Origin of the sequence: Nocardiopsis sp. MG754419, from assembly GCF_018207095.1 — a bacterium.
Taxonomy (GTDB): domain Bacteria; phylum Actinomycetota; class Actinomycetes; order Streptosporangiales; family Streptosporangiaceae; genus Nocardiopsis.
In genome coordinates, this window is the sequence record NZ_QOCZ01000026.1 from 1 (window position 1) to 24235 (window position 24235).

The 24235-nt window shown below is 69.3% G+C and carries 19 protein-coding genes; 6 read left to right on the top strand and 13 right to left on the bottom strand.

What is annotated here, in order from left to right:
- Positions 1-26 precede the first annotated feature (26 nt).
- Positions 27-1436, top strand: coding sequence for a mycothione reductase (gene mtr, locus DSY14_RS07780; RefSeq protein WP_211715794.1), 1410 nt, complete (start codon positions 27-29; stop codon positions 1434-1436).
- A 374-nt stretch (positions 1437-1810) separates the two neighbouring features.
- A complete protein-coding gene (locus DSY14_RS07785) occupies positions 1811-2584 on the top strand; it encodes an IclR family transcriptional regulator (protein WP_283091592.1) in 774 nt (257 codons plus the stop codon).
- Between the two features lie 7 nt (positions 2585-2591).
- Here the strand turns inward: DSY14_RS07785 and DSY14_RS07790 are convergent, their stop codons facing one another.
- From DSY14_RS07790 to DSY14_RS07820, 7 genes are read right to left on the bottom strand one after another with little or no spacing between them, the layout of a single operon-like run.
- On the bottom strand, positions 2592-3245 hold the full coding sequence (locus DSY14_RS07790; RefSeq protein WP_211715796.1) for a flavin reductase family protein: 654 nt from the start codon (positions 3243-3245) through the stop codon (positions 2592-2594).
- The gene (locus DSY14_RS07795; RefSeq protein WP_211715797.1) at positions 3238-4323 is read right to left on the bottom strand and encodes an ABC transporter substrate-binding protein; all 1086 of its coding nucleotides are present in this window, start codon (positions 4321-4323) and stop codon (positions 3238-3240) included. Before DSY14_RS07795 ends, DSY14_RS07790 begins: the two co-directional genes overlap by 8 nt.
- Before the next feature lie 24 nt (positions 4324-4347).
- Positions 4348-5214 carry an ABC transporter permease gene (locus tag DSY14_RS07800; protein ID WP_211715798.1) on the bottom strand — a complete coding sequence of 289 codons (867 nt, stop codon included), beginning with the start codon at positions 5212-5214 and terminating at the stop codon, positions 4348-4350.
- Entirely contained in the window at positions 5211-5966 is a 756-nt protein-coding gene (locus DSY14_RS07805) for an ABC transporter ATP-binding protein (protein WP_211715799.1), read from the bottom strand. The genes DSY14_RS07800 and DSY14_RS07805 overlap by 4 nt, the downstream gene beginning before the upstream one ends.
- 7 nt (positions 5967-5973) lie before the next feature.
- A complete protein-coding gene (locus DSY14_RS07810) occupies positions 5974-6726 on the bottom strand; it encodes an HpcH/HpaI aldolase/citrate lyase family protein (RefSeq protein WP_211715800.1) in 753 nt (250 codons plus the stop codon).
- Positions 6723-7637, bottom strand: a complete 915-nt coding sequence (locus DSY14_RS07815) for a hypothetical protein (protein WP_211715801.1) — start codon at positions 7635-7637, stop codon at positions 6723-6725. The genes DSY14_RS07810 and DSY14_RS07815 overlap by 4 nt, the downstream gene beginning before the upstream one ends.
- A 3-nt stretch (positions 7638-7640) precedes the next feature.
- Entirely contained in the window at positions 7641-8558 is a 918-nt protein-coding gene (locus tag DSY14_RS07820) for a DUF6282 family protein (RefSeq protein WP_211715802.1), read from the bottom strand.
- A 1177-nt stretch (positions 8559-9735) separates the two neighbouring features.
- Here DSY14_RS07820 and DSY14_RS07825 point away from each other — a divergent pair.
- A complete protein-coding gene (locus DSY14_RS07825) occupies positions 9736-9930 on the top strand; it encodes a hypothetical protein (protein ID WP_211715803.1) in 195 nt (64 codons plus the stop codon).
- A gap of 389 nt (positions 9931-10319) precedes the next feature.
- Here DSY14_RS07825 and DSY14_RS28650 read toward each other — a convergent pair whose 3' ends face one another.
- Entirely contained in the window at positions 10320-11537 is a 1218-nt protein-coding gene (locus DSY14_RS28650; protein ID WP_249187497.1) for a hypothetical protein, read from the bottom strand.
- A 502-nt stretch (positions 11538-12039) separates the two neighbouring features.
- Between DSY14_RS28650 and DSY14_RS07835 the strand changes: the two genes are divergently transcribed.
- Both DSY14_RS07835 and DSY14_RS07840 read left to right on the top strand, forming a co-directional pair.
- Positions 12040-13101, top strand: coding sequence for a hypothetical protein (locus DSY14_RS07835; RefSeq protein ID WP_211715804.1), 1062 nt, complete (start codon positions 12040-12042; stop codon positions 13099-13101).
- A gap of 375 nt (positions 13102-13476) precedes the next feature.
- The gene (locus DSY14_RS07840) at positions 13477-14214 is read left to right on the top strand and encodes a hypothetical protein (RefSeq protein ID WP_211715805.1); all 738 of its coding nucleotides are present in this window, start codon (positions 13477-13479) and stop codon (positions 14212-14214) included.
- Between the two features lie 1697 nt (positions 14215-15911).
- On the opposite strand, the gene DSY14_RS07845 is transcribed toward DSY14_RS07840, so the two are convergent.
- The 4 genes from DSY14_RS07845 to DSY14_RS07860 all read right to left on the bottom strand — a co-directional run bounded on the left by DSY14_RS07845 (position 15912) and on the right by DSY14_RS07860 (position 20223).
- Positions 15912-16070 carry a hypothetical protein gene (locus DSY14_RS07845; RefSeq protein WP_211715806.1) on the bottom strand — a complete coding sequence of 53 codons (159 nt, stop codon included), beginning with the start codon at positions 16068-16070 and terminating at the stop codon, positions 15912-15914.
- Positions 16071-16183: 113 nt separating this feature from the next.
- The gene (locus tag DSY14_RS07850; RefSeq protein WP_211715807.1) at positions 16184-17005 is read right to left on the bottom strand and encodes a dimethylarginine dimethylaminohydrolase family protein; all 822 of its coding nucleotides are present in this window, start codon (positions 17003-17005) and stop codon (positions 16184-16186) included.
- 116 nt (positions 17006-17121) lie between these two features.
- Entirely contained in the window at positions 17122-18690 is a 1569-nt protein-coding gene (locus DSY14_RS07855; protein WP_211715808.1) for an ABC transporter substrate-binding protein, read from the bottom strand.
- Positions 18691-18930: 240 nt separating this feature from the next.
- On the bottom strand, positions 18931-20223 hold the full coding sequence (locus DSY14_RS07860; RefSeq protein WP_307851159.1) for an MFS transporter: 1293 nt from the start codon (positions 20221-20223) through the stop codon (positions 18931-18933).
- 70 nt (positions 20224-20293) lie between these two features.
- On the opposite strand from DSY14_RS07860, the gene DSY14_RS07865 reads away from it, so the two are divergent.
- The gene (locus tag DSY14_RS07865; RefSeq protein WP_211715809.1) at positions 20294-21268 is read left to right on the top strand and encodes a GlxA family transcriptional regulator; all 975 of its coding nucleotides are present in this window, start codon (positions 20294-20296) and stop codon (positions 21266-21268) included.
- A gap of 120 nt (positions 21269-21388) precedes the next feature.
- Here DSY14_RS07865 and DSY14_RS07870 read toward each other — a convergent pair whose 3' ends face one another.
- Positions 21389-22513, bottom strand: coding sequence for a hypothetical protein (locus DSY14_RS07870; RefSeq protein WP_211715810.1), 1125 nt, complete (start codon positions 22511-22513; stop codon positions 21389-21391).
- Positions 22514-24235 lie beyond the last annotated feature (1722 nt).

The window sequence follows — 24235 nt, forward strand, 5'->3', positions numbered from 1 at the left end:
GAGAGCGCCCGTAGTTAGGACTCACCATGCACACTCCCGCCAGTGACATCGCGGTGGACCACCACTACGACCTGGTCATCATCGGCAGCGGTTCGGGCAACTCGATCCCCGGGCCCGAATTCGAGGACCGGTCGATCGCGATCATCGAGGAGGGAACGTTCGGCGGCACCTGCCTCAACGTCGGCTGCATCCCCACCAAGATGTTCGTCCACGCCGCCGACGTCGCGCTGGCGACGTCCCGGTCGCAGCGGCTGAACCTGAACGCCCGGTTCGATTCGGTGGACTGGCCGGGCATCGTCACCCGTATCTTCGAGAACCGCATCGACCCGATCGCCTCCGGCGGGGAGAGCTACCGTCGCGGCCCCCAGACCCCGAACATCGACGTCTACGACCGGCACGCGGTCTTCGTGGGCGAACGCACGCTCCGCACCGGTCAGGGCGACCAGGAGAAGGTCATCTCGGGCGACGAGGTCGTGATCGCCGCCGGCTCACGTCCCTTCATCCCCGAGGCCATCGCCGACTCGGGTGTGCCGTACCACACCAACGAGGACATCATGCGGCTGCCCGAGCCGCCGACCTCGTTGGTGATCGTCGGTGGGGGTTACATCGCCATGGAGTTCGCCCACGTCTTCGACGCGTTGGGCACCGACGTCACCATCATCGCCCGCTCGGCGTTGCTGCGCGGAATGGACGCCGACCTGGGCAAGCGGTTCAACGATCTGGCCGCCGAGCGTTACCGCCTCCTCGGCGGCCGCACCATCGTCGACGCCGAGCACACGGAGGACGCGGTGACCGTACGGCTCGACGACGGCTCGTCCGTGAGCGCGGACGCGCTGCTGGTGGCCACCGGACGTGTGCCCAACGGGGACCGGTTGGACCTGGCCTCGGGTGGGATCGCGATGGGCGAGGACGGGCGCGTCCTGGTCGACGCGTACGGTCGTTCGACCACCGCCGAGGGTGTCTGGGCTCTCGGCGACGTCTCCTCTCCCCACATGCTCAAGCACGTCGCCAACGCGGAGATGCGCGCCGTGCGCCACAACCTGCTCCACCCGAGCGACCTCCACGTGATGCCGCACGACCACGTTCCCGCCGCCACCTTCACGCACCCGCAGATCGCCACCGTCGGTATGACCGAGGAGCAGGCCCACGCGCGGGGCCACAACGTGACGGCCAAGGTACAGAAGTACGGGGACGTCGCCTACGGCTGGGCCATGGAGGACGTCACCGGCCTCTGCAAACTGATCGCCGACCGCGACACCGGCAAGCTGCTCGGTGCCCACTACATGGGCCCGGACGCGGCCACCCTGATCCAGCAGATGATCACCGTCCTCGCCTTCGACCTCGACGTGCGTGAGGTCGCGACCAGGCAGTACTGGATCCACCCTGCCCTGCCCGAGGTCACGGAGAACGCCCTGCTCGGCCTCGACTTCTCCTGAGCGACCCGGCACGTCCCACGCGCTCCCGGAGGGGGCGGCTCACGGCAGAGGCCGACCCGGTACACGCGTCGGCGGGCGAACCCGCGGTACGGGGCGCGGGGTGGCGGTGTGCTCATGGAGCGGGTCGCCGGCGGCGCCGACCACGGCGGGTTCTCCCGTGGCCGGGGCGGCCCCCGCACGGCGTCGTGGTCGGCCGGACCTCACGGCCGGGGCCTTCGTGGGGTTCCTCGTGGACCTCGGCCTCCGTCGCCCGAGCGTGACGGGCCCCGGAACTCTCCCGGCCCGGATCCCGACCGCACCCGGGGAATTCCGGGCCCGGACCACGAGGGTGAGGGCACCGGCTCCCGTGTTTGAAACCACTCGTGCGAGGTACGATGAGGTCGCCATGTGAACAACCCGAACACATCACGTCAAGGGGCGACAGAGTGGACATCCAAGCAGTCGACCGGGTGGGGATGATCCTCGCACTTTTCGGTCCGCATCGTGAATCGGTGAACTCCTCGGAGGCCGCCGACCTCATCGGGCTCAATCGCACGACGACCTATCGCTACCTCACCTCCCTGGTCAACGCCAACGTGCTCACCCTGCGCGATGACCGCACGTACGCACCGGGCCCGACGCTCGTCCAACTCGGCGCCTTCGCCCTCGGCCGCCGTGACATCCTGCGCCTCGCCGTGGACCCCATGCAGACGCTGGCCCGGGACACCGAGATCACCGCGGTGCTGTCGCTCTGGGGCTCGTCGTCACCGGTCGTGGCACACGTCGAGGAACCCCCACGCCGCCAGATCGTCGTGTCCGTACGCGTGGGCATGCAGCTGTCGACCGCCGCCGCCCAGACCGGCATCTTCCACACCTTCATGAGCGACGCCCCCAGCGTGGCGCGGGCCGCGCGGCAACTCCCCGCGGAGGAGCGTGAACGGATCGAGTGCCTGGTGCGCGAGACGTCCGAGCGCGGCTACGCCGCGCAGGTCAGCGCCCGGGGTATCGCCGTGCTCGCCACACCCGTGTGGGACGAGCACGGCCTCGCCGCCTCACTGGCGCTCCTGAGCACCCGGGACGTACTGGACGTCCAGGCCGAGGGCGCCGAGCTCGCGGCGCTCCGGAGCGCCGCGACCACGATCTCCCAGTCACTCGGCGCCCACGAGTGAGCCGGGGTCAGGCGCGTTCGACCCGCGACGCCGACGGGGTGGAACCCACCGCGGACCCGCCCCCGAGGCGTTCGACCCGCCCGATCCGTCCGTAGGTCGGTCCGGCCAGGCGCGACGCCGGGTCGATCATCGTGGTGTCGATCTTGAGACCGTCCAGCGCCGAGGCGAGCACGTGGAACCGCACCACCTCACCCACCGTGAATTGTGCGCCGGCCCGGCCGAACTCCACCACGCGCGCCAATCGACACTCCAGGCTCACCCGTGCCGAGGCCAGGCGGGGGACGTCCACCACCTCGCTCGGTGTCATGGCGAGTCCGAGGACCTCGGCTTCGTCGACGTCCGGGGGATGCACCTCCCCCGACTCATGGACCTCCCGCCACTGCTCCCAACCGGGGATGTTCACGACGTACTCGCCCCGCTCGGCGATGTTGCGGGCCGTGTCCTTGAACCCACCCTCGCGCCGACCGATGTTGATGCCGACCATGGGCGGATCGTTGGACACCATGGTGAACGCGCTGAACGGCGCCAGGTTGGCCGCACCGTCGCGACCCACCGAGCTCACCCAGGCGATGGGGCGAGGGACGACGCACCCCGTGAGCAGCCGGTAGTTCTCCTGCGCGCTCAACCCCGAAGGGTCGATCGTCGTCGTCGCGTCAGGCATGGTCGGTGGCCTCCTGGCGGACGGCGTCACGGTCGAAGTCGTTGATGTCCTGGATCAACGAGTCGTCGTACAGGCCGGCGGAGTCCACCGACTCGGTGAGTTCGCCCGCCTCGAGCAGGAAGTCCACGTTGGCCTGCAGGGCCTGCGGATCCATCGCCCCGTAAGGATCGTCGTCGGCACCGAGGTTGGCCAGTCGCGCTTCCAGGACGGAGACCGACGACGCCAGGGCGGCGTCGTCCTCCAGCCCGGAGGGACGCGCCTCGGGGTGGGCGTCGAAGAGCAGCGTGATGGCGGCCTCGGGGTTCGCCTCGCTGAAGACCACGCCCTTGGCGATCGCACGGCCGAGCTTGACGTACAGATCCCGGTCCTGTTCCAGGTCGCCGGTCCGGGCGGCGAGACCACCGCTGGTGAGCTCGTCGGTACCCGGGACCTCGATGTCGCGCAGTTCGATCCCCTGGTTCTCGAGGACCTGGAAGGAGGTGTCCAGCAGGGCGAGCGCGTCGACCTGGCCGTTCTCCACGGCGGCGGCCTGCTGGCCGCCCGTCCCGATCGCGACGAACGTGACCGAGTCCTCCGGCACCCCCGCCTCACGCAGACCGGCCTGGGCCTGGGTGACCGAAGCGCTCGCGAGGCTGATCGCGCCGACCGTCTTACCCTCGAGATCCTCGATCGAGGTGATGTCGCTGTCGGCGGGGACCTGCAGACCGTAGATGTTGTCCTTGTAGTAGGACATGAAGTAGGTCAGGTCGAGGTCCTTGCCGGACTGACGTCCGAGGATCACCGGTTCGGGGCTGACCGCCCCGGTCGCGACCTGCCCGGTCGCGATCTGTTGGGCCTGGGTCGTCGCGGAGTCGGCCAGGATGACCTCGACGTCCAGCCCCTCGTCCTCGAAGTAGCCCATCTCTTGTGAGACGGCGATCGAGGCGATCCCCGCGTTCCAGGTCGGGGTCGCGAGCGTCATGGAGACCTGTTGGTCGCCACCGTCGCCGCTCGACCCGCCGCAGGCCGCGAGCAAAGAGGTGAGCACCAGAAACGCGCCGCCCTGCAGCACCTTTCGAGACACACGTGTCATGGGCATGAGTTGTCCTTCGATGAGAGGAATTCAGTGTGCGAGGGAGCGGGCCCGGTTCTCTTCGGACCAGAACGCGAGTCGTCGCCCACCGAGGACGACGGCGTAGTGCAGCACGAGACCGATGGTCGAGAGCACGACGAGGGCCGCGAACATGGTGGCCACGTCCAGTGAGGTGTTGCTGGCGATGATCAGGTAGCCGAGCCCGGCCTGGGAACCCACGAACTCCGCGACGATCGCGCCGATGACCGAGAGCACGACCGCCACGTCCAGCCCGGCGATGATGCTGGGGACGGCCGTGGGCAGACGCAGTCGGGTGAGCACCTGCAGACGCGTCGCCCCGAAGGAACGCATCATGTTCACCTGATCGCTGCTGGTGGAGTTGAAGCCGAGCGTGGCGTTGACCAGGATCGGGAAGAACGCGATCAGCGCCGTCGTGAGGATCTTCGACTCCATGCCGAAGCCGAACCAGACGAGGAACAACGGCGCGAGGGCCACCTTCGGTACGGTCTGCAGCACGACCACGATCGGCAGAACGATCTTCTCGGCCAGGCGCGAGGAGCTCACCCACACCGCGACGAGCAGTCCGGAGACGACCGCGATGCCGAAGCCGTAGATGATCTCCTGCAGCGTCACCCAGGTGTGGCGTAGGAACGGCCCCTGGCCGAATCCCTCGATGAGCGCCTGGACGATCCGGGTGGGCGCGGGGAACAGGATCTCGGAGACATCAAGGGTCCGGACCGTCACCTCCCAGACGATCAGCAGGATGAGCACCGTGGTGCTCGACAGCAGCCAGCCGGGGAGGTCGGAGAGCCTGCGACGTGTCTCGGTGCCTCCTGCCTCACGCCGCACCGTCAGGTGCCGCTTGGCCGCGGAGGTGTCGTGCGAGGGCGCGGTCATGGGGCGGTCACCACTTCGGCCTTGTCGAGAACGGTTCTGATGCGACGCGTGTAGTCGCCGAACTCGGCGGTGCTCACGATGTCGAGGGTGCGCGGGCGCGGTAGGTCGATGTCGATGACGTCCCCGACGCGACCCGGCCGTGGGGTCATCACGACGACGCGGTCGGAGAGGAGCACCGCTTCGGAGATGCTGTGGGTGATGAACACGACCGTCTTGCGGTCCCGCTCCCAGATCTCCAGGAGGTCCATCGTCAGCTGGTCACGGGTCATCGCGTCCAGGGCGCCGAACGGTTCGTCCATGAGCAGGATCCGCGGATCGTGCAGGAGGGCCCGGGCGATCCCGACGCGCTGCTGCATCCCGCCGGACAATTCGTAGGGGTGGCTGCCGGCGAATTCCGACAGCCCGAGCATCGCGAGGAGATCACGCGCCCGTCCCTCATCACGCCGCCGCTGGGCACGGCCCTGCAGGGTCGAAGGCACGAGCACGTTGTCCAGGACCGTGTTCCAGGGCAGCAGGAGCGGCTGTTGGAACACCATTCCGGTCATCGCCGACGCGTCGCGCGCCTCGGCCCGGTACTCGATGCTGCCCGCGGTCAGCGGCTCCAGGCCCATGATGAGCTTGAGCATGGTGCTCTTGCCGCACCCGCTCGGCCCCACGATGGAAACGAACTCTCCGTCGGCGATGTCGAGGTGGAAGTCCTCGACCGCCACCGTTCCCCCGCGATAGTGCTTGCTGACATGGACGAAGTTCATGACCGGCTCATGCATGGGACGACGCCTTTCCTGTGTGGTCCTCAAGGGCCCGCATGCGTTGTACGGCTCGCGCGGCCGCGTCGGCGAGCAGTGTCGTGTCCGCGGCGCCGACGTAGAAGTCCAGCCCCAGCTCGCGGGCGCGCGCGGCGCCGGCGGGGCCTCCCGCCGCTCCCGCGGCGATGCCGTGCGCCCGGGCGGCCGCCGCGACCGTGACGTCCGCGTCCGGGACCGCGCCCCGGGCGTCGAGCGTGAGGTCGGCGGCACCGAGCAGGAGACCGGTGATGCCGTCGACCGCGGCGATCTCCTCCACGGACTCCAGCGCGGCGCGGGACTCGATCTGTGCGATGACCTCGACCTGACGGGCCAGGTAGTCGGATCGCGCCCCCTGCCCCCATGATCCGGCACGCGAGGTCGCACCCGAACCGCGCCTCCCCCCGGGGGCGAATCGCGTCGCGGACACCACGGCGGCGGCGTCGGAGGGGCCGTCGACGTGGGGCACGACGATGCCGTCGGCACCCGCGTCGAGGACGCGCTGCACGAAGGAGGCCCCCTGATCGGGAACCCGGACGAGCGCACGCATGCCGTGCGCCTGACCGACGGCGATGTGCCGGGCGATCGCCGACGGGTCCAGCATCGTGTGTTCGGCGTCGATGACGATCACCTCGACGCCGGCGTGGGCGAGGATGGTGGTGGACTCCCAGGAGTCGAGCTTGACCCAGGCCGCCCACCACGTGCCCTCGGACCTGCTCAGCCGGCTCATCGGAGGGCCTCCGGCGCCGGGTAGTCCTCGGCGTTGAGCACCCAGCCCGGCCTGCGTGAGAAGTCCTCGCGAGGGCCGGCGAAGACGTCGATCATGCGGTTCTCGCCGGCCCCGACCGCCTCACTCGTGTGGATCAGCGGCGGGGGGATGATGGTCAGCGACGGCCCACCGATCTCGCGATGCTCATCGGGGCGCCAGGCGGTGCGATCGTTTCCCCACGTGCGCCGGATGTGGTGTACGTACCGACCGGCGTCGACGAAGCTCAACTGCTCGAAGTCGTCGTGGGTGTGGGGGGACAGCGTGTGCGGGTCCCGCGGTCCGACGCGCGGGTACAGCACGTTCACCATGGCGTGGCGGCCGCGGAGGATACGCCCCAGGCGCCCCTCCTGTGGGGCGATGTCCTCGATGGCGTCGTAGACGCGGATCGCGGCGGCGTCGGAAGGGGCGGGCCACGGGGTGGCGGGGGCACTGAGTCCGAGCCCCTCGGCGTAGGCCTCGGCGTTGAGCGCCCGGTCGAGCACGTCCGGTGTGCGTACCGTGTGCAGGCGCAGGAGCCGCAGCGCGCCCTCGACCTCGTAGCGCCAGGGGCCCGGCCGGACCGTGACGATGCTGGTCGGTTCCACGGCGACCCGCTCCCCCGCCGTGCTCACCGTGAGACGGCCCGCGGACGGCAGGACGACCAGCATCGTCTCGTCCGCGTCCTCGCGGTCGACGGTGTCCCCGTCGGTGTGTTCGGCGTAGACGACGGCGGTGTTGGCGGCGCGCACCGTCCACGTGCGCCCGCCCCGTGCGGTGGTCCCGGTGGGGGCGAGTTCGCCGAAGTCGAAGTACTGCGGCTCCAGCGCCGCGTCGGCGTCGGGCGCGGTCGAGGCGGCCAGTTGGCTGCGCGGATCGCTCGCGAGGTAGGCCATTCTTCAGCGCCCCTCGACGGAAGCGGGACGTTCGTCGTCCAGGCCGAGCAGGAAGGCGGCGTTGCGCGAGGTGACCTGACGCAGCTCCTCGACGGACAGGCCGTGGTCGAGCAGAGCCCGGCCGACCCGCATGAAGGCGTCGACGGGCATGGGGCGGCCTCGCTGCCCCAGATCCGAGGACAGGACCGTGTGATCGGGGCCAATGGCCCGGATCCACTCGACCAACAGCGCCGGGTCCCACTTGCGAAAGCCCTGCGGGTCGTACATGCCGACCTCGTGCTCGATGTAGCCACCGAGGGCGGCCAGCCGGCGGCAGCGCTCGACGTCGGCGTCGACGATGAAGTTCGGGTGGCTGAGGATCATGCGCCGGACCCCGCGCTCGGCGGCGGCGGCGAAGAGCAGGGCCGACTGGGCCGGCTCCAGGTGGCCCGCCGAGAGGAGTACGTCCGACTCCGCCACCAGGTCGATGACCTCGTGGGCGGCGTCGAGCAGGCGACCTTCGGCGTCGACCACGTCGACGATCCGGTTGGGGATGTCGTAGTCGGACTCGGGGAAGCCGTGATGGTCGTTCTCGCAGTGGCAGCGGCTGGAGAAGGTGGGGAACCACACCGCGCGTCCGCCCATCTGCAGCGACATCGCGACGGCGTAGGGGTTGAGCCCGCCTACCTGGGCGTTGAGGGCGATGCCACCGAAGATCGGCGTCGCGACGTCGCGCAGTTCGCGATGCATCGCGAGCAGGTCCATGACGGTGTTGTGGTGGTGCGACTTGACCAGGATGCCGCGCATGTTCAGGCGCTCACCGTCGCGGGCCGCCTCGACGTGATCGAACTCCCGTGCGAAGGGGTTCGGTCCGGAGTGGCAATGCAGATCGACGGCTCCGTCGAGTGCCTCCGCGATGGGCGGGAGGGACGTAACAGCCATAGAGCACACCTCTGAGATCAGGATCACATGTTCGTATTGAATCATCTATGTTCGGATTGCGACTGTCAAGCCTCGTTGTTGATCTCCTACGGCACGGCCCCGCAGCTCACGCCGCCGCAGGCCAGCGGCACGTCCGTGCAGCGTGGAGACCTCGTCACGGCCGAGGCGACGTCTGCCGCCCGAAATCGCCCCCCACACCGCGATCGCCGAGCACCCGACGGAGACCGCACGGGCACCACCGCGTCTCGGGACGCCACCGTGCGCGTGCGCACGGTGCGGGGCACCGCCGCGGTGGCGCCCGCGGACAGCGACGGGCGCTCTCCCTCCGCCGACCCGGAGATTCCGTCGCGGGCACCCCCGCCCACGCGCTTTGCCCCTGCACGCGAAACGCGTCGAGAGCCGTTCGAGGCGCGGAAATCCGCCGCGTTCCGACCCCGATGGAAGAAAGAACGGGCGGACACCTCACCAGGCATCCGCGCATTCCGCTCCGTGGCCCCTCACGGAAGCGAGCGACGATGACGGGGAGAGCGTTCTCGTGTGCGTCGAGGCGAACGTCGACCGGCTCTGCTGTCGACGTTCACCGCGTGCCCACGCCCCCGCTCTCCCCGGGCGCGACCGGGGATCCGGGGCTCTCGCCAGGGCGGGAGCACCGCCGCCACGATCCCGCAGAGGTCATGTCCACCCAGGTCGGGAGGGCCGGCTCGCGCCACGGAAGACGCGGTGGTCGGGTCGGCGATGCGTCCCTCACGCGAGGTCGAGAATCCCGGGCGGGCCGGCTGCGCCGCCTCGTTCCGCGCCGGCAGGAAAGGATTCCGGTGTTGTTCGGAGAATACCGTCGAGGAGAACACCAGGACCGAGGGAAATAGCCAGATCCTTCGCCGGGAGGACGCCGGGCGCACCATGGCGAAAGGAACGATCGGGCTTTCCGTAGTGCGACCAGTTGACCTTTCCAAGGCCTTCCGCGAGTTCCGCCGACAGGGCGACCCGCCGACCCGGGAAGCCGTGCGGCCGTGCCGGTGGCCGTACTCGTGTGAGGCGGGCCGACCCCGCACCCGAGAACCGGGCCGATACGCTGCAGGGCGGGGAAGACCGCGGGTCTCACGGCGAGGGATTCCCCGAGCGATCACACTCTCGCGGCGTGCGTCCGCGATCCCGGCGAACGGTGAGGTGGACGGCCATGGACAAGCCGCGTGGCGGCGACTCGTTCTCGTTGCTGTACAGGACGGGGTTCCGCATCAACTACGCACTCCTGCACGTCATGGGTCCTGCGGCGCTGACCCCCGAAACCGATCCGCGGATCCGCGCGAAGCGGGAGTACGAGCGTCGGCGCGCACTCCACCGGGAGTGGAAGGCCCGCCAGCGGGCCGCGTAGCCCGACCGTGCGGTGGACATGCGCCGGCGCCGAGCCCCTGGCGAACGACAGGCGCGGTGCGCCCGGCACACCCGCGGGTTGAATCCGCCGGTGGTTCCGGCATCCGCCTCATCCGCCGCTGCCCAAGGGTGTCGGTGAGCGGCTCGCGCACGGTCGGCTCGGTGCCCTGGACGGTGTGGCCCCAGGTGTCCGTCGGCCGGTCGGCGCGTACCCCGACGGAGGCCTCGGGGCAGGTACGGCTCCGCCCGGGCCACCGCCGGCTCGTAGGTGCGCGGGCCGGTGTCGTCGACGTCCGCGCAGGAGCCCAGGAGCGCATCGCTGAGCAGTGCCATGGGGGCGACATTCCTCAGTTGCCCGCGCAGGCGCCGGCGTGACCGGCACCGCGCCCCTCAGTCGGCGCCGCCCGTGGCATCGTCGGGCGCGACCCGAACGAGGATCTTCCCACGGCCGTCGCCCCGGAAGAGGCGTTCGAGCGCCTCCGGCGCGTGCTCCAGCCCCTCCAGGACGACCCGCTCGTGGCGCAGCCGGCCGTCGCCGAGCCGGACGGCCAGCTCCCCGGTGATCTCGTCGAAGCGGTCGGCGTGGTCGGTGACCAGGAATCCGTGTGCGGTGGCGCGCTGCTCGACCAGCTCGACCAGGTTGCGGATGCCATGACGCTGGGCGGGGTCGGCGCTGTAGTCGGCGATCATCCCGCACATCGCGATTCGCGCACCGGTGTTGATCGTTCCTCCACCCTGGGGTGCCGTCAACGAACGTGTCACCGGCCGCGAACGACTGGTCCGGGCGGGGTTGTGCCGCCATCGGTCCGCGTCCGCGCTGTCCACAGCAGGCGATTCGACCACGGCGCATGAATCGACCGACGAGATCATCCGTGTGCGCGCAGGTGCCCGGAGCCGTCGAGGCGAGACTGCCGGCTCCGACGTACTCGACGGGGAAGAGGCACCGTGGCGGCAGAGGCGACCAGCACACCAACGCCGCCCGCGCAGGACCTGGGGCAGACGATGTCGGGCAGGTGCGGACCACGCTCTGGCGGGCGCGGCCTGGTCCCCCCGGGTGGAGCAGGCCCTTGACCGTGCCCGGGGTGGCATTCCGCCCCGGCCTGGAAACGGCCCCGGGGCCTGACTGGTGGCCTGGAGGAGGAACCCCGCACCGACCAGGATCGAGAGCCCACCGCTGAGGATCATGGGCCACTGGCCGCCCAGGCCGCGGCGCCCGAGCGCGACGATGAGTCGCACCGCGCCGGCGGTGATCGCCCACAGGCCCCAGATGCTCAGCACCGCGGCCGATCCGGTCGCCGCGAAGACCGCGAGGGCGATCACGGCGAGCGTGCTCAGGCCCATGTTGACGGCGAGCGCCACCCCCGGGCGAGCCGACCCTGAGGACCGGAAGTCGATCACCGCGCACAGGAGGTCGAACGCGGGGTACAGCACCAGCAGCAGCACGACCGCCGGGGTCACCGTGGACGCCGTCAGTGCCACCGCGTTGGGCAGGGTGTAGCGGCGGGTGGTGTCGGTGTCGGCGTGCCGCATCAGCTCGGCGACCAGGACCACGTCCGCCGGCGCGGAAGCGACCGCGCACGAGGTCGGTGCCGAAGGTGTGGCGCACAACGTGCGGACCGAAGGCCTCGCCGCCGTCGGCCGACCCGATCCCCGCCGCGGCACCCAGGGCGCACACCACCGAGTTGGCGGTCCGGGTGGACAGACCTGCGCCGTCGCGGTTGCGGATGAGCGGCCCCGGCGGGCCGACCGAGCTCGTCCGGCGGCTTCTCCAGCGTGGCGCGCACCTGTGCGTGCAGGGGCACGGCGCAATCCTTGCCCCGCACCCGCACGCTGCCCTCCCTCGCTGACAGACGGTCGTCGGCACACCTCCGGGACCACGATCTCCGTGACGCGCAGGCCCGCGTAGGAGGCCAAGCGACAGACGGCTCGGTCGCGGGGCGCAGCGCCGCGGGCCACGGCCCGTAGGAACCGCAACAGGGTCCGCTGCTCCAACGCCCGGGGCGAGGTCGGACGGGCCAGGTGTTCGCGCACCATCGCGGGGCGCCGGTTTGTCGGGCCCGCCCGGTACAACGGGACGGACCGCACGCCGCGACCCCGAAGAGGCCCCCTGATGTACCCCGACCTGCCCCCACTCCCCGACGGCGAGACCGAGCGCGTGCCCGGCGCGTTGCTGGTCCGCGGCGACTGTGACGACAGCACCTGGAACGACGTGCTCTCTCGTATGGGAGAACTGCCCGGCACGGTCACCCACACCCCCGGGCAAGCCCTGCCCCCGGCCCAGGGCCCCATTCCCCGGCGCCTGCTCGTGGCCCAGGACCCCGCCAGGCGGGGCGTCACCCCCATGGAAGTGGCGCGGGCCCTGAGCGGTGAGAGGGCCTGGGTTCCCGACCTGGTCCTGATCGCCGACCGTGGTACCACCAGTGAGGCCGACCTGCGACCGCTCATGGCCTTTCTCCCCAGCGACGACGACCTCTACCGTTTCCGCGTCACGCCTCGCCAGGCGGCCATGACCTACCTGGTCCTGCACCGCCCCAGCATCGAAGACACCCTGGACCACCACAAGGATTGCGGCGCCGCCGAGGTGGAACTCGAACCCGGTGAGTCCTACGAGGACTGGTCGGAAGGCTCCCTGGACCTGATGGGCGCTGTCCTGGAGACGGCGGCCCGCCCGCCCCTGTACCAGCCGCCCGCCGCTCCCCTGCCCGTGATCACCCAGAACAACTGGGGGCTGCTCGTGCGCACCGATTTCAGCGACGACCGTGCCTGGGCGGCACTCGCGGCGGACGCGGACCGCCACGACCCCCGGATCGAGACCCTCGAGGAATACCAGCCCTACGTGCAGATCGTGGACGACCCGGCCTTCGCGGGGGCCACACCGGAGCAGGTGATGGCGATCGTCCGCCCGAACGATGACGAAGACGAGGAGACGGGCGAGGAAGTGGTGGTGATCGCCGACCAAGCCTCCATGGGCGGGTCGGACCGCACCGTCCTGGTCGTGCCCCTGGAGGACAACGTCGGGTGGTCCTTCCGCCTGCCACCGAGCGAGGTGCGGAGTATGGCGGCCAACCTGTTCGTCTGCAACAACGACATCTCGGACTGGATGAATCGGGGCTCGTCGGACGGGCCGGCGGTCATGACGGAAAGGGAGAGGCGATCCTGGCGGGGCTGGTGATCGAGTCATCGTTGTTGGGGGGTGTGGAGGATCAGGGGTCGAGAAGGATGGCTGCGGGATCGGGCGGTAGCGCCGTGACCTGACCCCCCCGCAACTCATGGCGAATTCCGGGGATCGTGGCAACACAGTGATCGACCGGCTGTCGCCAGGAACTCAGCGAGGCGCTCGGCCGGGGTGTCCTGGCCGAGCGTTTTGCGTGGGCGGCTGTTCAACTCGGCCGCGCCCACCGGTGTGGCCCTGCGGCGGTCCCGTCCGCCCCGCGCAGGTCACGATTGCGGACCGGCCTCTACCGCGCCCGCGGGTCGCCCTGGCAGGATTCCCGTGCCGAGCGCCGTACACCCACGCCGCACGGAACACCAGCACGGCCCAAGGAGCATGATGACACGTCCGGACACGAGGGTCCCCGGTCTCCTGCCCTGCACGGCCGCGGTGGTACTCCTCCTCACCGGCTGCGCCGACGGGAGCGGGCCGGTCATCACCGAGTCCGCCACGTCCTCGTCCCCGGAGCAGACCCCTCCGCCTCCGGCGGATCCGGCCGCGTGGGCCGACGAGCGGTTCGGCGCGTTCGAGGAGGTCGTCTTCGAGGGGACCTCCTCGGAGCGCCTGGAGCTGCCCGACCAGGTGCGGGACGCCGGGGCGATGGTCCTCGACGTCGTCTACGAGGACGGCGGGGAGGAACTCATGCTCTTCACCCTGGACGCCGACGAACGATTTTCCGAGGTGCTCCTGGACACCTTCCTCCCCATCACCGGCGACGACGAGGGCTCGTTCTCGGGGCAGGCCCTGAGCGTGGGCGAAGCGGCCCTGCTCGCGGTGGAGGCCGACGGCGCGTGGAGCGTCACGCTCCGGCCGGCCTCCTCCGCACCGGAGCTGCCCGGCGCCGGGAGCGGGCACGGGGTCTTCCTCTACTCCGGGCCCGGCGGCGACGTGGGCGTCCGGGGCACCGGGGCCGAGGGCGGGTTGGCGGTCCAGGAGGTCGGCGGGCAGGCGACGGTCCCGTCCCGGGCCGCCTTCCTACAGTTCGAGGAGCTGGAGGGGGGCGGGAGCCTCGCGCCCGGCCCGTCCCTGGTGCACGTCACCCACAACGGGGACTGGTCGCTCGTGCTGCCGTGACACCGCAGGCGCCGAGCGCGCAGCCTGCGGTCGGGTCGGCGCACCCGCCGCTCACGCCTTCCGGCATGGTGAACACGTCCTGGCCGCCTCCGCATCATCCGTCCGAGGTCCGCTGTCAGCCGGAATCGTCCCCGGGGCCGCGTCCCGTGCCGGCGTCCCCTGGAGTACGCTCGCGTTCGGCTCCACGCATTTCCCAGGAGTCGCCCCCCACCCCCGCATCCCGAAGGCCCGCCGTGGACCTCGCCGCCTCCCTCTTCCTGTTCGTCTTCGTGGTCCTGATCTTCGGAGCCATGGGGTACGCGGCCTAGCGGAGCACGTCCGAGGCGAGGCCACCTGGTTCTGCGCAGGGCGGGAAGCGCAAGGGGAATCTCCTGCTGCGGCTGGTCGTCTGGGTGGGGTACGGCCTGGCCATGGCACTGCTGGTGACGGACCCGGCGCTGCTCTTCGTGCTCGCCCACAGCGAGCTGAGGCCCCCCGGGTGCTATCCGGTCATCGGGGGGAGCTTCTGGGGGGTCACCGTCCATGAGCCAAGAACTCTGTGTCCCTCTGGCCGTCTCCCGGCTGGGATGGGCCCTGGTGCTGTCCGTGGCCGCGGCGGTCAGCCTGGGTGCCCTGGCTCGGAAGTCCATCCACGACAGCCGCTGGCCCTCGCCCCCGCACGAGCTTCTTGCCGCGGACCGAACGGTCCCTGATCTCGAAGACGTCCACAGCGCCCCTTCACCGGTGGGGTGCCGCAACGACCACGAGAACTCAGGGATGTCGCGGGGACTTTCACCTGTCCGCGCCACGAGATGACGTGTCCCGCCCCCGCAGCCGGCTCCCGGAAAGTGTGACTCACCGACGACTTGTGCACTCGGCCAGGAGCCCTGATCGCCCCTCTTCGATCAGTGCCGTCCCAGAGCCGTTCGTCCGAGGGTCTTCCTCCTGCGGCGGCACCTGGCCTCGGTCTCCGTGGCTCCGCCTGACGGCTCGCAGTGCCTGGAGTACGGGAATCGCTGTGAGCCCGTCCTCGTCGAGGTACATCCAGTGGATCCGGGAGGGGCGTCGCCGCGACGGGCAGTGAATGATCTCTGGTGGAGTGACGATGAAGCCCGCGCTCACGTCGTGTTCGGTGTCCGGGATCGGTTCCTCGGTGACTTCCGGGGCGTGCACGGTGGTGACGATGAGCGTGGCGTCGGGGACCAGGCCGGAGTGCGCGAGCAGGCCCCTTTCGATGTCGCTGTATCCGGCTCCTTTTCAGATGCGGACGCCGTTGAGGTCGACCGCGACGCTGCCGCAGACGATGACGTCCACCGCTCGCATGCGTCCTGGGTGTGTTCGGGGGGCGTGTTGGGCGGCTGCGGTGCCGGAGGCGACGGCCTCGGGCGCGGTGGGTGTGGTCGGTGGGGGTCGATCAGGGAGAAGGGGTTCGGGGTGGCGATCGTGGGCACCGCCGTGTAGAGGAGTTTTCCTTGGTCTACGGCGGCCCGGCGTACTTCTGGTTGTGCTCGGTCCGGGTCGGCATTGATGACCTGGGCACCGGCCCGGCCGGGGTGTGGGCCCAGGAGCCGGGCGGCGCGGTCGGCGCCGTGGAAGTTCGGGATCTTTCCGTGTACCGGTCCGGTGCGGCCGATGTTCTCGTTGCCCAGGCGGGCCCACGTCTTCTCGCGGAGGTGGTTCTCGGCTTGGGTGTGGTGGTCGGGTGCGGGCACGAGGTTCTATCGGCTGAGCCGGTCGACGAGGCGGCCTTGGACGTCCGCGACGGGGGGTGTGGTGCGCCGGGGGTCGAGTTCTTCGAGCGCGGTGGCGATCAGGGAGGCGGCCCCGCCGGGTCGTGTGGTCTGGGCGATGTCCAGGGCCTCATGGAGCGCGGTCACCGTGGAGTGGGGTTCACGACCATCTCGTCCTCGCCTCGCGGGGATCCTCATGTGTGGAATCCGGAGCCGACGGCGGCAAGCCCGGAGGGCGGTCCCTGACGGAACCGACGCCGTCAGAGCGGCTTCACGGGCGGGTTGTCAAGAGTCAGGGCCGTGCAGCGGACCCCGCCACCGCCCTTGGACAGCTCCGTCGTGTCCAACTCGACCACGCGCAGGCCGCGCTCGCGCAATGCGTCGGCCAAGCGCGGCACACCACGCGTCATCGTCACCACGCTGCCGTCGCTGACCAGGTTCAGGGCGAAGCGTTCCGCCTCCTCTTCCGTCACCTCGATCAGATCGAGCCCGAGCGCGCGAAGGCGTCCCAAACTCGGAGCGTCCAGTGCCCGAGGGCAGTAGGCGAGGACGCCCGCATCGCCGACGCCGGTTCTGACGACCGCCACAGCCAGGTCCAGGTCGTACCAACGCGCTCCCACGGTGCGCAGTGGCATCACCTCGTATTCGAGTTCTCGAGCCAAGACTTCATGCATCCGGGGATCGGTGCGCTGACCGTACCCGGCCAGCAAGAGATCGCCCACCGCCAGTGCGTCACCCTGTCCACTGAAAGCGTAGGGCGCCTGCACGACACGGTAGCCGCGCTCCTCCAGCCATTCCTGGAAGTACGGCATCTCGGCCTCGCGTTCGGGCGGCGGACTCCCCAGGACGGCCCGGTCTCCGCGAACCACTGCGGCGTTGGCGGTGAAGACCATGTCCGGACACTCAGGCGCCGACGGGACATACTCCACCTTGCGTCCGGCCGCCAGGTGCGCCGACACGATCGCGTCATGCTCCCTGACAGCCGCCGCAGGATCGGGCTGAACGCTGGTGTGCATGTAGGGGTTGATCTCGTAGTCGACCCGGAAATGGGCCGCGTCGGACACGAGCAGTTCACTGTTCACGTGCGTTCCTTCGAGAAAGGTGGGACCAGCCTGAGCGTGAGAGAAGTGGCCGAGAGAGAGCCCGGAACGGCTCACGGATCCCTCGCCGGCGCTCCGATGATTCGGCGGCGCGAGGCTTAGACCGGGACTTGTTCCGAATCCGCCACCGTGACGCTGTACACGTCGAGTTCGCGGAAGGGGTTGGGCTGAACGTGCCGCAGTCGGGTGGACCAGGCCGACAGCGTGCTCTGGTACCAGATCGGCACGGTCGGCATGTCGCGCAGGATCACGCGCTCCGCCTCCTGGTAGCCCTCCCAGGCCTCCTGTCTGGTCGGCGCGGCATCCGCCGACGAGAGCAGGGAATCGACCTCGGGGTTGCTGTAGCCGCCCACATTGTCCGAAGCTCCGGTCCGGTACATCGGGCTGAGGAAATTCTCGATCGACGGGTAGTCCGCGATCCAGCCGGAGCGGAACACGGCCGTGATCTCACCGGCGTTGAGCCTGCGCCTGAATTCCCCCAACGTGCGGATCGCCACGAAGCGGCAGGAGACGTTCAGGACCGCCGAGATCGAGGCGCAGACCTCCTCCATCCAGGGTTGGTTGGGTGAGTCGACGTTGGAGGTCAGCTCGATGTCGCCCTCGAACCCCGAGGCCTCGAACAGCTCCCTGGCACGCTCGGGCGAGTAGGAGCACAACTCACCACCCTGGCCGGCGAGGCGCCCGGAGACAGCGGGCGGGACCAGGCCGTCGGCGGGCACCTGGTGGCCCTGGAAAATCCGGTCGATCAGGGTGACGCGGTCGATCGCCATGGAGATCGCCTGTCGCACGCGGGGGTCGGCGTAGCGCGAATCGCCGAGCGGAAACGAGATGGTCTGGATTCCGAGATAGGTCCGGTCATGCGTGCGGTTGGGCAGATCCCGTAGGTACCGGTCCCCTTCCAACGCCCAGAAGGGGGTCACGTCCAGATAGTCGAGACGGTCTGCGACCACATCGTGGTAGGCGTCCTCCAAGCTGGCGTAGACACGGAATTCGATGCCGCCGATACGAGGCCTGTCGTCCCCGGCGTAGTCCTCGTAGCGGTGGAGCACGATGTTGCGCTCGGGCTCCCGGGAGACGAATCGGAAGGCTCCGTTGCCGACCGGGTGGGCCTCGAACGCCGCCCGGTCTTCGAAGAACACTCGTGGCAACGGGAAGAACGCGCTGCACCCGAGGGTGACGGGGAATTCCGCGAAAGGCTCCTTCAGGGTCACCACGAAGGTGTGCTCGTCGATCACGACGAGGCCGGACAGCTCCGAGACCGCGGAGTCCGAGGCGTTCACCTCGTCGAAGCCGTCGATGTGCGACAGGAAGCCGGAGGCCTGCATGCCGTTGGGCCCGTACGCGGTGTGGTTCCAGGCGTCGACGAAGCTGCTCGCCGTGACAGGTGAGCCGTCGTGGAACGTCCAGCCGTTCTTGAGCGTAATGGTGAAGACCCGGGAGTCGTCGGTCGTGATGGATGCGGCGACCGCGTTCGTGGGCGTGGCGTCCACCGGGTCGTAGGAGACGAGGCCGCGGAAGAGGGCGGCGATCACTTTGACACCGCCGGACTCGGTCGTGTGACCGGGAATGAGCGCGTTCTCCGGCTCGGTTCCGTGATAGCTGATGATCGTGGCCGAATCGCCCGGTTCGGGCTTGGCGACGGTCTGTGTCGTACCGGTCGTTCGCACATTTCCTCCGCTGGTTCCGTGTCTGGTGAAATCGGATGCCACGCGCGCGGACGACGGGCGCCCGCACTGGAAAGAGTCCAGCAGAGGCCCGGGTTGGACGCCACTCTCGGGGGTCGAGACAATCAATCAGGACAAATGACTCGACACGGTTTCACGAAGGCGGTCACGACAATGGCGCCCCCATTGTGGCGAACAATGGAGGCGCCACTATACGGGCGGGCGTGTGAGGGCGAAGAGCGATCAGTCGGCGGCTTCGTCCGACACCCGATCCTTCCTCTCCACGGCTTCCTCCTTGGCCGGAACACGCTTGATCCGCATGGACAGGAAGGCGGCGACGACGCTCAGGATGCCGGCCGCGTACCACGCGGGCGCGTAGTCGTGGAAGTTGTCGCGGATCATGCCGGCCGCGGTAGCGGAGATGGCGGCCCCGACCTGGTGCGCGGCGAAGACCCATCCGAAGACGATGGCGGCCGAGGCTCCGAAATGCTCCCGGCACAGAGCGATGGTCGGTGGCACCGTGGCGATGAAGTCGAGGCCGTAGATGATGACGAACACGATCATGAACCCGGTGATCTCCTCGCCGAACAGCTGTGGGAGGAGCAACAGCGAGATACCGCGCAGGGTGTAGAAGAAAGCGAGCAGGATGCGCGGGTCCACCCGGTCGGTGAGCCAACCGGAGAAGATCGTACCGATGAGGTCGAAGACACCGATGAGCGCGAGCAAGCCGGCGGCGGCCACAACAGGCATACCGTGGTCGTGGGCGGCCGGAATGAAGTGGGTGGCCACAAGGCCGTTGGTGGTGGCTCCGCAGATGGCGAATCCGGCCGCGAGGAGCCAGAACGCCCTCGTCCGGGTGGCGTTGATCAACCCGTCGATGGCGATCCGGGCCGCGTTCCCTGACGGAGGCGTCGGGGGTACGATCTCGCTTCCCCCGAAGGGTGGGATCCCGGAATCCGCTGGGTACTCACGGAAGAACAGCAGCACCATGGGCACCGTGAGGAACGCGACGAGGGACACCACGATGGCGGCGGCCCGCCACCCTCCGTCCGACTCGGTCAGGGTCGCCACAACCGGCAGGAACACCAGAGAACCGGTGGCGCCTCCCGCTGAGAGGATGCCGCTGACCAGCCCCTGGCGCTTGTGGAACCAGCGGGTGCTGATGACCGCCACGAAGCCCAGCGAAATCGAGCCGGCGCCCAGACCCACCAGGACACCCCAGAGCATGATCAGCTGCCACGCCGCGGTCATGAACACGGTGAGTCCGCTGCCCAGCGCGATCAGCGCCATCGCGCCGGCCGTCACCTTGCGCACGCCGAAGCGCTCCATCAGCGCGGCGGCGAACGGCGCGGTCACGCCGTACAACGCGAGGTTGACCGATATAGCGAAGCCGATAGTTCCAGTCGACCACCCGAATTCGTCCTGGAGCGGGCCCACGAGGGCGCCCGGAGTTGACCGGAACCCGGCTGCGCCGACGAGCGCGACAAAGCCGATCCCGGCGATCATCCACGGTAGTAAATGCTTGTTTCTCACCACTCGGCAAGAATGCTCGATGCTTCTGAGCCTCGCGAGTAGCTGAAGGGCCATCTTGTGGAAGAATCGGGCCATGAGTCGCCCCCGCCTGATCGCCGTGCTCGCCTTGGACGACGTCGTCGCGTTCGACCTCGGGATGCCCGCGCAGATCTTCCACGCGGCCATGGACGAGCGGGAGCAACGCCTCTACCGGGTCCGGATCTGCACACCCGGTGGCCGGCCGGTGCGCAGCAACGCGGGGTTCACCGTCACACCCGAGCGCGGCCTGGATCTGCTCGCAGAGGCGGACATCGTCTTGGTGGCCGGTGTGCACTACAGCTCACCGGTGATGACCGACGGGACCTTGGACCAGGCGGTGCGCGACGCCTTGGTGACCGCGGCCCAAGGCCGAGCGCGGATCATGTCGATCTGCACGGGCGCGTTCATCCTCGCCTCGGCTGGGCTGCTGGACGGGTACCGCGCCACCACACACTGGGCGCACGCGGACGGTTTCCGCAGGCTCTACCCACATGTCGAGCTCGACCCCGATGTGCTGTTCGTCGACGAGGGCCCGATTCTCACGTCAGCGGGCGTCGGCGCCGGGGTGGACCTCTGCCTCCAGGTGGTGCGGGACGACCACGGCAGCGGGGTGGCGAACATGGCTGCGCGCCGGTGCGTCGTCCCGCCCTGGCGCCCTGGCGGGCAGTCCCAGTTCATCGTGCGCCCGATACCCGAAGTGTCCGACACCTCAATAGCCAGGGCACGGAACTGGGCGCTAGAGAACCTGTCCAATGCACTGGACCTGCGCACCCTGTCCGCCGAGGCCAAGATGAGTACCCGCACGTTCACACGCAGGTTCCGCGAGGAGACGGGCTTGAGCCCGCGCAAATGGATCACGCAGCAGCGGGTTGACCGAGCCCGGCATCTGCTGGAGACCACTGACCTGGGCATCGACCAGGTGGCCCGCCATTCGGGCTTCGGCACCGGGGCAGCGTTGCGCCAGCAGATGAGCGCGACGCTGGGCGTGGCGCCGAGCACCTATCGCGCCACGTTCCGGTCCGACGGTTGAGGAGTTCTCGTTCCATGCCGGCCGCCGGCGCTCGACCGATCGTTTGGCCGAGGGCTCCGGCCGCGCCGCCGCCACGGTGACAGGGCGGTCGGCGACGTGGATCGACGCGGAGTGGTCGACTTACAGCGGGAGCGCGGCGGGGACGCGTGGTCGCGCGGAGGCCTCGAAGGCGAACGCCCTCACCAACCGGTCGACCTCGTAAACGAACGGTTGGTCACCACGGTGCAGTAGACCCGCCTCCACCAACTCCTCGGCGAGTTCGACCTCATCGTGCGCGGAGGGGCCCGGGGCGTAGTGGACCCGAAGTCTCGCGATGCGTCCGAGTAGGGTCGCGGACGCCTCGCTGACCTCGCGATATGCCGTGTTCAGGGAAGCCCGCAGCGACATGTCCCCTACGCACAGCCAGTCCAAGGCTCGGCAGGGATCCAGCAGCCAGGAGTTCACCCTGTGCAAGGGTAGATCCGGTCTCGAGACCAGCTTGCGCAGCGTGATGTCCAGGGCCAGCGGGATGTCGCAGCACAGCTCGGCGAGCCGAGCGTGCTCGCGCGGCTCGTTCTCGGCCCGCTCGGGCACGGCCGCGCGGACCGCCGCCAGCGAGTCGGCGCGGGAAAGCGCCTTGAGCCGAACGCGACGAACATCGCCCAGGCAGAGCAGCGGCGTCCGGCTGACCAGTACTGTCACGCTGTACCGCGTCTCGGCCAGTAGCGGCCGCACCTGCTGTTCCTCGCGCACGTTGTCCAGCACCACCAGCAGCCTCCTCTCAGCGAGGATGGAGCGATACAGGCCGGCGCGTTGATCCACGTTGTCGGGCAGAAGGTCGCAGGACACCCGGAGGGCCCGCAGGAATCCGTCCAGCACGTCTCCGACATCCGCGGCGGTACCGGTCAGCGGCCCGAGGTCCGCGTACAACTGACCATCGACCATCTCAGAGGCGATGCGGTGCGCGTAGCGCATGGCGAAGTCGCTCTTGCAGGTGCCGAACGACCCGGTGATCACCACGGGGGTCCCCGCGGGTTCACGACAGAGACGGTCCAGTTCGGCTCGCCGGTCGATGAAACCGCAAGGGCGCAACAGTAGTTGGGCCGGTGCGGGCATCTCGGGAGCGGAGGACGTGGGCTTGGGCCGGGGCCTCGTGGCGGTGCCGGAATCGCCGACGTCCGCGGCCTGCATCCAGCGCCGCCGCCACACCTCTCGGTCCCCGCCGCACGCAGCGACGAACCCGAGGGTGACCTGCAGGGTCGGCATACGTATGCCACTGGCCGCGCTCGACAGCACAGACGAAGAGAAGAGTGCTAATCGGGCCATCTCTCGGTAGGTCGGGTTTCCCGCCTGCGCGCGGAGTTGCCGCAGCTCTTTCGCGAAGACAGCCACCCTGCCCCCGCTGACATCGATAGGCTTCTCTGGTCTGGCCACACTGCGATCCCTTCCGCGACAATCAAGCTTAATGCTCTCTTAACATTTCGGATGGAACGGATGCCTGCCTCCAGTCACCTCAGCCAAAGGGACTCGCCGCACAACAGTTTATTGAAGTCGACGCGAGAGTTGATCGACAGGGCTGATCGAACCAAAGAATCAACCCTTCGACAAGAGTTGCTGCGCGACCAGCTTCCATGGCCACAACCGGCCAACTCTCACACGCGCCTCTCAACGCACCCTCTACTCGTTGTTCACAACACGGCCTTCCTTCCATGTGCGTCTGACTTCTCGGATCTTCATTATTCTTTCCGCGCTGAACTGCGTCGACACGCGGCGCAGGCGCACCGGCGCGGGCCCCTGCCAGATCACGTAGGCGACCGCCGCGGAGGCGGCCGAGTCCGGCCGCCTGCGGACAGCGTCGGCCAAAGCGCAGGGGACGAGGACGGGGCGGCGGAGTCGAGCATGCGGGCGGGCCGCAGGACCACCGCAGCTCGCCGCGCCTCTTCGGAGGCGCGCGACGTCCACCCCGACCCGAATCCGTGGTGGGATCGCCCGACCTCCAATCGATCCCGCATCGAGCTTTTTCCGGAATTTCGGATCGCGACGTTCGACTCCGTTCCCTCACGTTCACGAAGGGACACGAAACGACGACAGAATGTCTTTGTCGTTCCGACTCCCGAATCCGGAGCACCGGCACGGAACAACCAGGGGCGATTTCTCAGAGTCGTCGATGCGTGACCTATTCGAATCACACTCAACGTGACGCACCGCTTTCCGACAGCCACGAAAGAGCGGACTGTTCCAAGAATGGCCGCCCAGTCTCGAGGCCCGAAAGAACTGCTACGGCCAGGCCGAATAGGTCTCACCCGAAGGTGGTCCGGGCGGACTGCGACCGGAGCTCCGGACGAGTCCACGGACGACACAGGTGTCCGCTCCTCTGGGGGAACGATCTGTGGTGCGCGCGCCGCCGCTACGACCCGTCGTGGTGTCGTGCACTGCATCAGGCAGCGACCAGGAGGTCCACAACGGTTCACCGTCGGGCGCCGGCCACCGGGATGTTCAGGACGCGTCTCGTGCGCCTACCCGGGCGGAAGGGACGGCCGACTCCAAGGCGAACACCGACCAAGAGGGTGCCCCGGCCCTCGTTCGAAGGTCGGACCCGAACGGCACACGGAAAGGTGGCCTGACGCACGTGGCGTCGGCGATCACGATGACGACAGGCGCGATGCCGGCGAGTGAGTCGCGCTCGACCGGGCGAGGGAGGTGGTGGTGCGGGGCGCGGGTTCGGCGGCGAGGAACGGGTGGAGACGCGGTGTGGTCCACTGGTCCTGCCGGCCGCACATTCTGGCCCTCGCCGGCGCGGCGGTGCAGTCATGACCAGGCGCACTGATGGTGGATGCCCAGGCCGCTGCCCGCACGTGCTGCGGGAAGGCCCGGAACACGGACGTGTTCGATGATGGGAGCGCGGTCGTGGACGGCCGAGCGCCACCGGCGTGGGCCACGAGGACCTCCGGGTGGTGTGGAGGGCCGTCTCCACCGCACCGGAGGTTC